Below are 15,240 nucleotides of genomic sequence, written 5' to 3'. Positions count from 1 at the left end.
CCATGCTGTTGGAGTACACCGTTAAGGACGACCTGTCCATATCCACTTCGCGTGCAACGTATGGTAAAGATATTCACCATTATACGGCACCATTGTCGTGAAATCGTAGGGTTCTTTCCTAGCACTGTCGCTGTACCAACCGGCGAACGTATAACCTTCAAGCGTTGGATCCTCAGGCTTCGTAGGAGGCTCGCCTTGCCACGGCTCCTGGTCAGCCACTTTCGTGCCGCCTTTGGTGTGGAATTTCACTATATATCGTTGCCACCACAATGCGCGCAACGTGAGATCTTCCGTCACAGGTGTCGTGAAGTCGTAAACTTCCATTATATCTGCGGAAGTATCGGTGTACCAATGGCGGAACAAGTAACCCTCAAACACTGGCATAAGGTCAGGCGGCGTAGCTTTACCACCGCTTGCCACTGTCTGTTTAAATACCTTATAAGATTCTGCTGGCCAACGCGGCATGTACCATCCTCTGCCAGCGTCGAAGCTTACCGTGTAAGGAACCACCCACTTCGCGTACAACGTGAGGTTATCCCTCACCGCTGTCGTGAAGCTGTAGGCTTCACTCAGACCCTCGTCGCTGTACCAACCATCGAACACTAAATCCTTTATCTCCGGTACGACAGGCGTCGGTACGGCAGGCGCCATAGCATTGTCGCCGGATGTCACCAGTTGGTCAGCCACTGAGGATCCTCCGTTGCTGTTAAAGCTCACCGTGTAAAGAACCTTCCACTTCGCATACAAAGTGAGATGTGTCGTCACTGGTGTAGCGAAGTCGTAAGCTTCACTCATATTAACATCTTTGTACCAACCGCCGAACATGTAACCCTCATTCATCGGTACAACAGGCGCCGCAATATTTTCTCCTTCGTTCACTTTCTGAGCAGCCACTTCCGTGCCGCCCATGCTGTCGAAGCTCGCCGTGTAGCTGTTCCGCAGCCATCCTGCATGCAACGAAAGGTTCATCGTGATCGGTGTTATCGAGAAGTTAAAGCTATTCTTCAAGTTTATGTCGCTATACCAGCCGGTGAACGTATAACCTTCACGCGTTGGCGCGTCAGGTGCCTTAGCCACAGCGCCTTCTTCCACCGTCAAATTAGCGACTTCCGTACCTTCGTTACTGTTGAAGCTCACTACGTAGTTGTTTTTGGGCACAATTGTCCACTTCGCATACAAGATAATAGACCCCGTAACAGTCCTAGTCTCGAAGTCATAAGCGTCCTTCAAGCCCATATCGCTGTACCAACCGCTGAACACAAACCCTTCCTTTGTCGGTACGACTGCCGTAGCTTTGTCTCCTTCGTTCACCCTCTGGGCAGCCACCGCTGACCCCCCGTTACTCTCGAAGCTCACCTTGTAGCTGTACATCCACTGCGCATACAACGTGAGATCCGCCGTCACCAATGTTGCGAAATCATAGGCTTTCGTCAGCGCGCCATCGCTGTACCAGCCGCTGAATACCATACCGTCCTTCATCGGTTCATCCGGTTTGCTTGCCGATAAGCCATAACCTACTGTCTGGGCAGCTACTGGGGATCCACCGTTGCTATTGAAGCTCACCTTGTAGCTGTTAGTCGTCCACCCAGCGGTGATCGTCACATTTTGTGTGGGCATCGTAGTCGGTGGAACTGGCGACCATCCCGTGAATGTATGTCCCTGCCAGGTCGGGGTACCAATGTGCAATCCCGTTGTTGCCCCAAACGGCACGTTAACAACATCAGTCTCAACGCCAGAGCTATTATAATTGATCGTCATGGCGTAGTTATTGCGCGTGTAGTACAACTTCAACACTGTTGTGCCTTCGCCCGCGATCTTGCTCATCTGCACCGTTCTTGGAACGCTGTTGTCGAATGTAAAGCCCACATAAGATCTCGGATTCGTCATATTCACCACGGTATCGGTTATCCCGCGATGCGATTCCGTATCCGCAACCGTATAGGTGTCGCTGCCAATATTTTGCAGCAAGTAGACGACCTTGTATGGTGTGTCCTCTCTCGCTGTCCACGTTGCGGTATAGGTAATGTCCGAAGTTGGCATGATATTCGGCACCTCTGGCGACCATCCTGCGAACGTATAGCCCGGTCTTGTCAACACCGGTATACGAGCGGCAATGTTCTTACCGAACAGTGCCGTAATCGAACTTGTAGGAGCACCCGCATAACCCCCATTGAAGGTCAAGGTTCGATCAGTCGGGTAGTATTCCACTCTCACTACTGTCGAGCCATCGCCCTTGATGTACACACCGCTTGCCGTCCCGTTCGTATAACCTTGATCCTTGAATCGGTCAGAGTTGATCTGAATCTCCGTATCGGTTGTGCCAGTCAGCGTTTCCGTAACGACAGGTGATGCCGATGTCCCAGTATTCGGGTCTATTAAGTAATGCTGAACGGTATACGGTGTATCCGTGTTCACTGTCCAGTGAGCGTACAGATTAAGATCCTCCGCTGGCATGGTACTCGGAATCGTCATCTTCGTGCCGCCAGTAGCTTCCGTAAACCAACCGTCAAAGGTGTATCCCGGATATTCCAGTGCCGTCACGCTGATCACCGCGTTAGGGCGGGCAACGACAATCTCCGTCATTTCACCGTTCTGCGGATCCAGTTGAAGGGTGTACTCCCCTGGCTTAATGCGCCAAGTCAACGGAATCGTGCGCTTGATCGGATCAGACGTGAACGATAGCGGCGCTCCCTTCCAGGTGATGACCAGATTACCCTTACTCACCGTACCGCTTGTATCCACTACTTCGATCTTCTTGGTGGTTGCGTTATACCTGAAGTTCGGGCTGTCCACCTGGACATCGAAGCTTGAAAGAGCATATGCCCGAGTATTGGTGGCGCCTGTCTTCAAATCAAACAAACTCATCTTGAACAACGAATCCGGCAGAGCGATGGATGTCGCGGACCCCGCCAAGTTCAATCCAAGCGAATCATCTTGAGGATAGGCAAAGTCAGTAATATTATGTTGCTCCCCTACCGTATACAAAGGCCATTTTTCCTCATATATTGGCACGCTGGCGGAGACCAATCCATCGCCCAATTGGGCGCCTATGGCGCTTTCCAAATAGATGCCCATCTCTACATACAGAGCGCCGAAAGATTTCGTGAGCCGCTTCCCGCTTATATCTTTCAGCTGATAATAGAAATAGCCCCATAAATTCACATAAGCTCCGGGTTCAACAGAAATCCCGATACTATTCCAATCAACGCTGCCAATTCCTGCTTTAAGCTCCAGTTGAATGCCCGCCCGCAAGCCCAGCATCCCCATGACATAGAATGTAAACTGATAATCACCGTCACCCTGCAATCTTGTCGTGTGGACATTGCCACTGAAATCCTTCACTCTCAGCGTAGCTGAGAGGCGCTTGGCAGTCATATAGTTGAAATCAGCCCCGACCGTCAGATTCGCATTGGCGCTGACCACGAACTCAGCCGAAAACTCGATCTCGACAATGTTAAGAGCTACGCGCAAGCTCTGCTTGAAAAGCTTTATCTTGACTAACGGAACCCACTCGGTCTCGTTCTCCATCATCTCTTTATATCGTTCCTTCAAAGACTCCGCATCGACTCCGCTATCCTGTACACCATCGAGTAATGCTTGAATCTCTGTTGCAATATCCAATACTTTACCGAGTTTGCCGCCATTCTTCGCTGCATCCCAGTTTCCCAGCGCCTCTGCTAGCTTATCATGTTCGACGGTAGCAATCTCCGCTGTAATGTTGAGCCCGGTATAGCTGTAGGCATCCAGATTAGCGGTGATCCGATAATCTTTCGGGAAAGGTAGAGTCATGCAACCCAAAAAACCGCATATCTCTTCCCATTCCGCATTGCCATTGACGTTTAGACTCAAGCTTATCTCCTCAAGGAATGTGCCAGTCATATGGATGACGAGATCGCTTTCTTCATGGATACGAATGACAATATCGGCTCCTACTTGAAGCGTGGCACTTACTCCAGAAGTTCGTCCGGCAATATTCTTCACTCTCGTCCCAAGTGAAGCTTTCACAGTCACATTCTCTACCGATACTTTGCCTGCGACTCTTGAAGCCGCCAGTCCCTTCACTTCCATCTGGGTCTTGAATACATCCGTCTCCCTCGCCAGAGTAGAGAGATAGCTTGCAGCTTGATTAACGAAGCCACTGTCTATCGCTTGCTGCTCAATTTGATCCTCAAGCTGGCCGATCTCTACCTCCGACAGCAGCGTTTCACCGTCTATCTCTTGCTCCTGATAGATGTCGAAAACATGCTTGATATCTTCCGGGGTGGCATCGTCATAGGCAATAACCATCATTTCCGCCTCAGGAACAATTGAGGTGATGCGTCCATAACTGATTACTTTGAAGTCTTCATCGCCCTCGGCTAATCCACCCTCGTAAAAAGCAATAAAATCACCTATATCGACAGTTGTCAGCTCACTCAAGCCATACGGCTCATACCGAACATCGCTGTAGTTCATTGCAGCTTGTTCCACCGTAATCGAATTTTTGCCTTGGTCGCCATCCATATCCATATCTATGTTCACAGGCAGCACGTCCGGCATGAACAACACTTGCATAATGTCCGCGCGTGTGTAAGTGTAGGTCGTTCCGTTAATCTTCGTAATCTGTACGTAGGCAATATCGCCGTCATCCATACCTGTAGTGTTTACCGTGCGCTGATCGGGGCGAACACCTTCGTAGATCGCGACAGTAGCGCCAACTTGAATGCTAGCATCTCCCGTATATTGGAATGTTCCACTACCTGCATTCGCCGCAGCAAGACCGCCGCCGTCCATCCCCATCGTAATGATTGGAATCGCAGGCGAACCTACTTCCACGCCATCCAGCATCATATTCTCGACTTCTTTGAAGTCCAGATAGACCATATTCGGATTCAACGGAATATTCATAACTTCTTGTTTAGCAACACTAAATACGTAGATGCGCGTCGTCGCATCTTGACCTTGGAAAGTCAGGCGATCGTCCGTCAATGTAAGCTGATAGGTGTTGCCTTCTACGAACTTACCGTCTTCAGCTGCAGATGCTACAGTGAAGTGGCCATTCGCACTAGTGACGGCAGGCTCTATGGGGTCAGGATATGCAGTGTCGATGAATGTCATACCTGCTTTTACTTCAGCTGCTGTCATACTGCTGCTTACAGCGTTGACGGCGATAGTGAAGTTTGGCTCGACATCTAGCACCGAGTAGCCAGGATTGTTTTCTACAGCATTGCTCACGTTATCAATATACTTCGCATACAACTTCGTATCCGTATTAACCGTACTGCCTTCTGCGAAAATGAGTGAATAATCTTCGTCTCTAAACCAGCCCTGGAATATACTCCCTTCTTTTGTCGGGGCAGGCAGCTTACTCAGCATTTCCTCAGTTCGTACCGTCTGAGGAGCTACCGCCGAACCGCCGTTACTGTCAAAGCTCACTGTGTAGCTATTCTTCGTCCACTTCGCATACAATGTAATGTTGCCAGTAACCGCTGCTGTAAAACCGTAAGGGCTCCCCAAGTCACTATCACTGTACCAACCATCGAATGTATAGCCTTCCTGAGTTGGCGCGTCAGGTGCAGCAGCCACGGCGCCCTCTTCTACCTTCTGCTCAAACACTGCCGACCCACCATTACTGTCGAATTTCACCGAATAGCTATTTTTTTTATCAATCGCCCATTTCGCATACAACGTGATATTCCCTGTCACTACCGCTGTTGTGAAGTCATAAGGAACTGTCAAGTCGTTATCGCTATACCAGCCACTGAACACATAGCCTAGCTTTGTCGGCACTTTAGGTACCATAGCCTTGGAGCCATATTTCACCGTCTGGCCAGCTACTGATGTACCTCCGTTGCTCTCAAAGGTTAGCGCATGTTCAGTGTTATTGTTGCCACTGCTATTCCCTCCATTGTTGGCGCCGCTATTACCGCCGTCACCGTTGTTGCTACCATTATCCGTATTAGAAGTCGGAGGTGGAGTCGGAGTCGGGGGCTCCTGACTCTGTTCCTTCCATGCCCCCACAACCGCATTGCTGCGCATAAAGCTAGCGGCAGCTTCCGCACGAGTCGCTTGCGCATGCGGGTTGAAATTGCCATTGGCATCCCCAACGAATAAGCCTGCTTGCCACAGCTTAATGACCGCATCAACAGCCCAAGAGGAAACACTAACGAGATCGCTGGGCTTCGTCGTTATGTGAGTGCCTGTTTGATAGGGAATCTGATAGCTTTCGAAATACCGCAAAGTCATCGTCGCCATCTGCTCTCTCGATACCGTTGCATCAGGAGAGAAATTTTGATCACCCGTGCCTTTAGTAATCCCTTTCTCAGCCGCCCATTCTATATAAGGTGCATACCAAGCACCAGTCTGCACATCGGCAAAAGTCGAAATTGGATACTTACTTATATCTACGCCTGCCATTCTTCCAAGCGCCGTCATATACATGGCACGCGTCATCGTTCCCTTTGGCGAGAAGATATCAGCGCCTGTTCCATTGAATATGCCATTCTTCTGGACATATATAACCGCATCATAAAACCAGTCCGTTGGATTAACATCTTGATACCCATCCGTTAAACTAACATTTTGAAATTCGCTTGGTTCAGCCGCTGCAGCCTGCTGCATCGGCAGTAAACCCACCACCATGCTAATAACGAGCATCAACGCCAGAAGTCGTGATTTTAACTTCCATCCCCGTTTTCTCGTCTTCTTCAATTTATTCATCCTCTCTAGTAGCTACTATGTATCTCTTCTCCTACCGTATTGACTCTCTCATTTCGATGTCGAATACTGTCACTAATATAGGAATATTTATGTCGATTTTATCATGGTAGGTGGAGCATTAGTGGATTACAAAGAAAACTTTAAGTTTCATGCATAAGCAAATCTGCCATAATAGAATACAAGAAAATAAATCATAATAATTGAAGAGAGAATAAAAATCTAAGATGAAAAAAGTTTAAGCTTGATGTTAGTTCTATTGTTAATGGGATCTTTCCTTATCGCAACAGTAGAGACTACCGCAGATGCTTCTGACCTAAATGCACAACAAAAATTTGACTTGTTAAAAGAGCAAGGAATTTCTAGCGGATTGGCGGACGGTGAATCTGGACTTGATCAGAATATGAATCGTGCACAGTTTGCTAGAGTAGCTGCGTTAATTCTATACTCAATCCTTAAAAAATACAGGTATTGATCCTCCAACTAATTACACAGATGCCGCTATACGCTCAGATCTTGTAAATGAGCATTTCCTTGCAGGCGCCGATGTCGTGTCAGGTATAGAAGTATCACTTAGCGCAGCGAGTGGCGCAAAAATCTACTATACGATACCTAGTGCAACAACATTTGCTGTTGCAGGAGTAATCGTTGACAACTTGGACGGTATATTAGAAGCTATTTGTGAGGCCAAAAGTACGCCCAGAGGTCCATTTGACCCACCGTTTTCTTTAACTAGCAGAAACGATCTCCAGCAAGTTGTTAACCTATTGGAATAAAGTATAATCTAGAGCAATAGCGGCGTAAGGAGGTAATCCCTACGCCGCTATTTATGTTTGAATCTGAATGATTGTGACTGTAGTATGTTAGAGGTAGAGCAGTAATCTCGCTCATACTACCAACCTTAACGTTAGGTTCACGCCTACAACGCACTGCTAGTAACTAGCATATATCCAGCCCCCCGAACCGTAATGATCCTCTCAGGATTGGCAGGGTCAGCTTCGATTCTTTTGCGTAAATTACTGATGTGTACAGAGACCGTTCTCGTGTCCTCCAGACTCTCCGTTCCCCAGATGAACTGAAACAACGCATCAACACTGACGGCACGATTAACGTTTTGTGCCATATAGGACAGTAGACTGAACTCTTTTTTCGATAAAAAGATGGGTTCACTACCCATGTTGACGGACTGTGCGTAGAAATCCAGCGTCAAACCCGGTAACTCCAGCAGTTGTTCCCTTCTGCCCGTCGATACTCTGCGAAGATGTGCCTTGATCTTGGCCATGAGTACACCCGGACTGAACGGCTTGGTCACATAATCGTCGCCGCCGTAGGATAATGCACTGATTTTCACCTCGTCTTCCTCACGGCTGCTCAGAAACACGATCGGTGCATTCGTGTAGCTACGTGCGTTCCTGCACCAATCAATGCCGTTTTCATTAGCCAGCATGACATCCAGTACAATCAAATCCGGATCGAAAGATGTAAGCAGCTTCATGCCTTCTGTCCCGCTATGACTGTAGGAGGATAGGAAACCCTCCCGCTCGCAATACACCTGAACAATCTCGCATATATGGGGATCATCATCGACGATCATTATTTTGTGCATGTCCATTACACCTTCACTTTCCTTCATTTACAATACAAGGCAGCGATACATAGAATATCGACCCTGTCTTGTCATCGCTCTCCGCTCGAACCGTCCCGCCATGCGCTTGTATGATTTCCCTGCAAATCGCCAGTCCGAGCCCGTTGCCCTCTATCCCCTTCTCCACACCCGGTCGATCATACCTGTAATTTCGATCGAAGATTTGCTCAAGCTGCTCTGGAGGAATACCCATTCCAAAGTCCTGTACACTAATTATCGCATAGCGGTCATGATTCTCCTCGGCCACAGCAAGCGCAATACGCACCAGTTCACCCCTAGAGGTGAACTTCATCGCATTCGACACCAGATTGAATAAAGCCTGCTCCAGTCTTTGCATATCCATATCTACAACAGTCGAGCCCAATCCTCCACATTTCCGATATCCAGCATGAAGTCCCACTCTGCGTCAAGCACAACTAGCTCATATTGTTCATAAAACCTACGCAAGAAGTGTACCACATACACCGGTTCCATTCGGTACGAGACTTGTCCCGTCTCTAGATGCGACAAGAAGGACATAATAATAAACATATTATCGACGCATTTGTAACTGATGAGAATAATGAGCAAGAAGTTGTTGTAGCAATACTTGCTCGGGTTCGAATTGCTGATATTAAAAACAAGCAAGGTTGGAAGGCGACTGTTTAGGATATAATGTTGAAAAGCAACGAGACTATATTAAGAAGAATGGTAAGAAGTCTTCGGAACGATATCAACAATTCTACTCTGAACCAGTCAACCTTACGGATCAATAATTTGCTGAAGTTATATGCTTAACTAACCTACCCGTTAGCGTACCAAAAAAATCTTTGCCGCACCCTAGAGCAGTTATGACAAAATTTCGCCCTACTTGTGGTACGGTTCACGGTATCATCTATATAGCGAAATGAAGGACGCCCTGATCGGGTGTCCTTCGCAATTGAAATATGGGCTTAAAGCGGCGAGTTTCATTCAGAGAATCGATACTACTCTAGCTAAACGAATCCAACAACGTCTTCAACTGTGGATTAAGCTCCAACATCTTCAAGATGATCTGCAAGGCTTCTGCACGTGTGGCATTGTTCTTGGGATCGAATATTCCATTCCCTTTACCGCTAACAATACCCGCTTGCGCTGCTGCTACAATCTCGCTAGCTGCATAAGCACCATTCAAATCATTGAAGTTGCCCTTTATTGTATCTTTCGCCACGTTATTTAGGTCTACGATACGAGACAGCATGACTACCATTTCTTCTCGTGTAATCGTCTGATTTGGCTTGAACGTACCGTCCGTGTAGCCATGGATTACCCCTGCCGCGACTAGGTTCTCAACCGCTTCTTTTGCCCAGTGATCATCAATGTCCTTCAACACAACATTCGTATTGTTGCCCGCTTGGATATTAAACACGCGATTCAGCATCGCGGTGAACTCCGCGCGGGTGATCGGATTGTTCGGCCTAATCGTACCATCGTCATAGCCATTAATCAGTTTCAAGTGGACGAAGATATCGATTGTTTTTTTAGCCCAGTGCCCTTGCGTGTCAGTAAAATCAATTGTAGCGTTTGCTTCCTTCGCTTCTGCTACTTTGGATTCAATCGTCTTTACTAAATTGGTTGCATTAACGATGTTACTGTTAAATACATCAACTGTAGGCTCTGAAGAACCTGGCGTCGGTGCTGGATCCGGTGCCGGAGTCGGTGACGATGGCGTCGGCACCGGATCAGGTGTCGGAGTAGATGGCACTGGCGTCGGTACCGGATCAGGAGGTGCCGGAGTCGGTGACGATGGCGTCACAGCATTAGAGGTGTCGGAAGCCGCACTTCTGCCCGCACTATTGACAGCTTGCACCGTAAACGTATACGTCACCCCATTGGATAGCCCGGTTACCGTGATTGGGCTGCCCGCTCCTGTTACGGTAATATTTCCTGGCATAGCTGTAACCTCGTAGTAAGTGATGTTGCTTCCGCCATTGCCCGAGGGAGTGAAGCTTACCGCTGCTTGTCTATCGCCAGCTCTTGCGGTTACGCTCGTTGGAGCCGATGGAACCGTTCGCGGCGTTGCGCTCACTTCATTGGAAGAAGTACTGTCCCCTCCCGGGTTCGTCGCTTGGATGACAAAATAGTACGTTGTGCCGTTCGTTAATCCCGTTACATCATAGCCGTATACCGAACCTGTTACCGAAGCTTCCTCTGATCCATAAGCGCCGGAGGTTGTACTTTTGAATATTTTGTACCCCGTGGAACCAATCACCGCATCCCACGTTAAGCTTATTCGAGCATCTCCCGGTGTAGCTGGCCCCAGTACCGGTACTCCAGGCGCCGGGACTTGCGGTGTTGCGCTCACTTCATCAGAAGCTGCGCTTATTCCGGATGGATTCACGGCTTTCACGACAAAATAATAGGTTGTCCCATTGGTTAATCCGGTGGCATCATACGTTAATCCGGTCACTGTAGCGACTGCATCTCCATAAGTGCCGGAAGCTGTCCCCTGATACACGGCGTAGCTGACGGATCCATACACTTCGCTCCAAGTCAAGAGTACGTGACTGTCTCCCGTTGTAACAGACTCCACTCTCGGTTCAGCTACTCCAGGCCAAGGGAGTGTGACAGACTGGCTCGCAATCTGCACCAGACCGCTCGCATCGAAGGCAAGCTGCGCTCCCGTCACCTCGGCTGCGTTCGTTGCGCCAAGGCCGCTAAAGGTTACAACACCCGCGCTTGCCGTTGCGGTTGCTGTTCCCGTCAGCGTCCACGTCCCCGTATCTTTCTTCGATACCGTCACAACCGTTGTGCTGTCGCTCACGCTCTGATTGCCGTAAGCATCAGTAAGTGTCACGACCGGCTGCTGTGCGAAAACACCTCCGTTGCTGGCTGGTGCCGTAATGTCCGTAGTTAGTGCCATCGTAGCCGTGCTGCCCGCTACGGGCGTGATGCTCAGCGTATTCGCCGCCGGCGTTGCGACGCCTGCCACGTTCAAGCCGATGGGCTGCTCGGCCGCCTTGTTCAGCTTCAGATTCGCCGTGGCTACCCCGTTCGCAAACGTAACGCTGACTGTGTTCGGTGATGCGGTCAAGTCCGTCCCGTTAAAGCTGCCATACGAGCCATTCGGCGCTTGCACGTAACCGGATATCGTCACATCATACGCTCCGCTGAACGTCGTATCCGTAGTCCCCAGCTCGTCTTTCACGGTCAGCGTGATCGCATCATCCACACCGGCTCCGGGAGTAGAAGTGGCTGCGGATGCGCTGACCGTGTGCGCTGGTGCAGGAGCCGCCAGCTTCCGGATCATATAGTTGGCATAATCCGCTATATACACATTCCCGCTGCTGTCTACAGCCGCTCCACGCGGGTAGTTCAATTGGGCCGACGTCGCTGCTCCCCCGTCTCCTGAATAGCCGGCAGTACCCGTGCCCGCCAACGTGCTGATTTTCCCCTCTTTATCTACTTTCCGAATTCGCTGGTTACCATAATCCACTATATATACATTTCCGCTGCTGTCTACAGTTACTCCAATGGGGGAGAAAAATTTTGCTGACGTCGCCGCTCCCCCGTCTCCTGAATAGCCCGCAGTACCCGTGCCCGCCAACGTGCTGATTTTCCCTTCTTTATCTACTTTCCGAATTCCATTGTTTCCAGAATCCGCTATATACACATTCCCGCTACTGTCTACGGCCACTCCAGTCGGGTTTTTCAATTGGGCCAACGTCGCCGCTCCCCCGTCTCCTGAATAGCCGCTAATACCGTTACCCGCCAACGTGCTGATTTTCCCCTCTTTATCTACTTTCCGAATTCCATTGTTTCCAGAATCCGCTATATATACATTCCCGCTGTTGTCTACAGCCACTCCATACGGGTTCTTCAATTGGGTCGACGTCGCCGCTCCCCCGTCTCCTGAATAGCCCGCAGTACCCGTGCCCGCCAACGTGCTGATTTTCCCCTCTTTATCTACTTTCCGAATTCCATTGTTTCCAGAATCCGCTATATACACATTCCCGCTACTGTCTACGGCCACTCCAGTCGGGTTTTTCAATTGGGCCAACGTCGCCGCTCCCCCGTCTCCTGAATAGCCGCTAATACCGTTACCCGCCAACGTGCTGATTTTCCCCTCTTTATCTACTTTCCGAATTCGATCGTTGGCATAATCTACTATATACACATTCTCGTTGCTGTCTACGGCTACTCCGTATGGGCCTTTCAATTGGGCAGACACCGCCGCTCCCCCGTCTCCTGAATAGCCGCTACTCCCCGTACCCGCTACCCTTTTGATGATATAACGATCTGCAGCATAGGCTTTACCCCCAATCCATTCAGGCAGCAGTGCTGATATCAACAGAAAGACTAAAACACAGGCCATAGGCCGTTTTATCTTTTTACGCATTCTTTTTTCCTCCTTCGTTGGACACTTCCCCGATCAAATTCATTCTTGCTGCAAATAAACCTTCTATTATTAATCACAATAATTCACCATAGTTTACCATGATAGATCAGCCCCTTTATGGAACTTAAAGAAAACTTTAAACTTGAGTTTGCGAAAGATGAGGGAACAACAAAAAATGGGGCAATAGAGTCATGTCATTCACCAATTCCATGACCCATTCACCTCATTATTTTCGAATCAGCACTATTCGATTCTCCGAAAAAGCTTTTTCTGATGGGACTTATGATCGATCTGCTTAATCCCAAGTTCGCTCTATTATAGGTATCCCTATTGACTCAGTTTGCAGACCTCGCGCAAGGCTCAGCGCTTCTTCAAAACACATTCTTACGTCTGACACAAAAATCGCTGACATTTTCCCATTGAACCTGTAATCGTTCTTTCGGCAAGCCTAGTTTCTGAGTGGCTAGGCCCACGCCGTACATAGCTAAAACTGCAACGCTGGTTGATGGCAAGTGTGATAACAGGTATGACTGCCGCCTTGCTTGGCATTTATCATCCATTAAGAAGTTTGAATTTCCAAAGCAATTATTACAGTTTAAAATTACGCCTTATTTATGATACGGTTCACCCCGATTGATCTTCACCGCGCGATAAATCTGCTCCACCAGCACCAGCCGCATAAGCTGATGCGGCAAGGTCATGCGCCCGAAGCTCAAGCGCTGCTTCGCGCGGCGTAACACCTCATCGGAGAGCCCATGGCTTCCTCCGATAACAAACACGACATGGCTCGTCCCATATGTGCCGAGCTTGTCGATCTCTACAGCCAGCTCCTCGGAACTCCAGAGCTGGCCATCCAGTGCGAGCGCGACGACGTGCGCCTCGCTCTTCACATGCGCGAGGATGCGTTCGCCCTCGCGCTCTTTTACCGCCCTTACCTCAGCTTCGCTCAGGGTATCGGGCGCTTTCTCGTCTGCGACCTCGATCATCTGAAACTTGATGTACGGGGCGAGCCGCTTGGCATATTCCTGAATGCCCAGCGTTAAATATTTTTCCTTCAATTTGCCTACGCCAATAATCTGAATCAACATTTGATCATTCCTCCTGAATCGTCGTCCTTGCACAGAACCTATCTATAAATTAGATGCTTCAATCGCATCGTTCATCTACACCAAAATCATTCCAAACTTTACGATCACCACAAACCTTATGTAGCCTGAATCGCCCACTTTTTAAAATCTACCTTCCCACAGCCGCTCACTCCCCACAAATACAAAAAGAGCGCTCAACACGCTCTCTCTGCACCTTGCTGTGATGTTCATACCGGATCGAACCAAGTCTAACGCCAGAAGCACTACCACTGCTACGTCATGCACAACAACACTTCGTACATTGAATAGCGCCACTGGCAGCCTGCTCTACAGTACGCTAAACGACAAGGAATTCCGCGTGCTGATCGCACTCGGCGCATTTAGCAGGCGGGTCCCAGTCGGCAAATTCCGTCTCCTTCAAATCCACGATATCTGGAGCGTCCTCATATTCATCCACAAACATGTCGATGGCAATGTCCACGTGTTCTTTGCATACAACGTACATCCGTTAAGCATCCTTTCTGTCACCAGCTATGTTCCCGATTCACAGGCCGCTTATCCCATTACAGGATAGCCACTTCTCAGTTCTATCACACCTGCCACGGAAAAGAAACCCCCACATCGCAGATCCGCGCAAAAACGTGTCACTTATGCACCGAAAAGACCTTCTCTTAACATAAGCAGATATATCTTTCCCATAAGATAAAAAAAAAGCACCCCATTAAAGATACCCCACCTCAGGTATCCTTGCTGGAATGCTTCTAATTTCATTTTAAATTTGAGCTTATTTTCGTACTTCTTCTCTTACTCTTGTCGTTACCTTTACTCTTATTCTATCCTTAACTTTCTTCTTACCCTTACACCTAACCCCCGGCCTATTCCAATCCTGACTGCGCCTTCGTGAGCAGTTTCCCACCTTGAAAAGCAATCACCGCGTTGCCGCCGTTGCCAGCTGCACCTTTATAGTTGTACACGACCATGTTCTCCGCTTCACTCAGCGCTTCACCTTCGCCGCCAAGGATGTCGATGACATCTTCCACAGTCATGCCAACCTCCAGCTTCTCATACTGGGCAAACGTAATCAGCACCCCGTCCCCTTTTCCAGCTGACCCATTTTTTGCACTGGTTACAGATGCATTGCCACCTGTCCCTTGTCCAGCAACGCCGGCTGTGCCAAATTCGTTCAGCTTTTTCTCAAGTGCGGCAATTTTCTGTGCCTGCTCATCACTTTTGATCCCCTGCTCGGTCAGTTTTTTCTCCAGTCCGGCAATCTTCTCCTGCAGCGCGCCCGAATCTACGGATGTAGCTGGTGAGCTCTCCGATCCACAAGCCGACAGTAATAACATGGATAATGCCACGCCTGTTCCTCCAAGCACCTTTTTCTTCAATAGATTCATCTCGAATCCCTCCATTTTCAGATTAGCCAGCCGGATCTCACGTTATCCAACTGTTAT

9 protein-coding genes are annotated in these 15,240 nt (G+C 49.0%); 2 read left to right on the top strand and 7 right to left on the bottom strand.

The features are described from left to right. Positions 1-21: 21 nt before the first annotated feature. Positions 22-6,699, bottom strand: coding sequence for an InlB B-repeat-containing protein (locus ACR8BL_RS16935; protein ID WP_434748686.1), 6,678 nt, complete (start codon positions 6,697-6,699; stop codon positions 22-24). A gap of 241 nt (positions 6,700-6,940) precedes the next feature. On the opposite strand from ACR8BL_RS16935, the gene ACR8BL_RS16930 reads away from it, so the two are divergent. Further along, on the top strand, positions 6,941-7,171 hold the full coding sequence (locus tag ACR8BL_RS16930; protein ID WP_434748685.1) for a hypothetical protein: 231 nt from the start codon (positions 6,941-6,943) through the stop codon (positions 7,169-7,171). A 444-nt stretch (positions 7,172-7,615) separates the two neighbouring features. Here the strand turns inward: ACR8BL_RS16930 and ACR8BL_RS16925 are convergent, their stop codons facing one another. Both ACR8BL_RS16925 and ACR8BL_RS16920 read right to left on the bottom strand, forming a co-directional pair. Beyond that, positions 7,616-8,302 (bottom strand): response regulator transcription factor, encoded by a 687-nt coding sequence (locus tag ACR8BL_RS16925; RefSeq protein WP_434748684.1) that lies wholly within the window; start codon positions 8,300-8,302, stop codon positions 7,616-7,618. A 13-nt stretch (positions 8,303-8,315) separates the two neighbouring features. Continuing rightward, positions 8,316-8,678, bottom strand: coding sequence for a sensor histidine kinase (locus tag ACR8BL_RS16920; protein ID WP_434748683.1), 363 nt, complete (start codon positions 8,676-8,678; stop codon positions 8,316-8,318). 164 nt (positions 8,679-8,842) lie between these two features. On the opposite strand from ACR8BL_RS16920, the gene ACR8BL_RS16915 reads away from it, so the two are divergent. Then, on the top strand, positions 8,843-8,989 hold the full coding sequence (locus ACR8BL_RS16915) for a hypothetical protein (protein ID WP_434748682.1): 147 nt from the start codon (positions 8,843-8,845) through the stop codon (positions 8,987-8,989). A 322-nt stretch (positions 8,990-9,311) separates the two neighbouring features. Here ACR8BL_RS16915 and ACR8BL_RS16910 read toward each other — a convergent pair whose 3' ends face one another. The 4 genes from ACR8BL_RS16910 to ACR8BL_RS16895 form a co-directional block, all read right to left on the bottom strand. Further along, positions 9,312-12,698 (bottom strand): S-layer homology domain-containing protein, encoded by a 3,387-nt coding sequence (locus ACR8BL_RS16910; RefSeq protein WP_434748681.1) that lies wholly within the window; start codon positions 12,696-12,698, stop codon positions 9,312-9,314. 608 nt (positions 12,699-13,306) lie between these two features. Next, on the bottom strand, positions 13,307-13,786 hold the full coding sequence (gene rlmH, locus ACR8BL_RS16905) for a 23S rRNA (pseudouridine(1915)-N(3))-methyltransferase RlmH (RefSeq protein ID WP_123067026.1): 480 nt from the start codon (positions 13,784-13,786) through the stop codon (positions 13,307-13,309). Positions 13,787-14,123: 337 nt separating this feature from the next. Then, positions 14,124-14,291, bottom strand: a complete 168-nt coding sequence (locus ACR8BL_RS16900; RefSeq protein ID WP_090923561.1) for a CxxH/CxxC protein — start codon at positions 14,289-14,291, stop codon at positions 14,124-14,126. Positions 14,292-14,661: 370 nt separating this feature from the next. After that, on the bottom strand, positions 14,662-15,183 hold the full coding sequence (locus ACR8BL_RS16895; RefSeq protein WP_434748680.1) for a hypothetical protein: 522 nt from the start codon (positions 15,181-15,183) through the stop codon (positions 14,662-14,664). Positions 15,184-15,240: the final 57 nt, after the last annotated feature.

The organism is Paenibacillus amylolyticus (genome assembly GCF_051136285.1).
GTDB classification, from domain to species: Bacteria; Bacillota; Bacilli; order Paenibacillales; family Paenibacillaceae; genus Paenibacillus; species Paenibacillus amylolyticus_F.
This window is presented reverse-complemented; position numbering and strand designations above follow the sequence as displayed.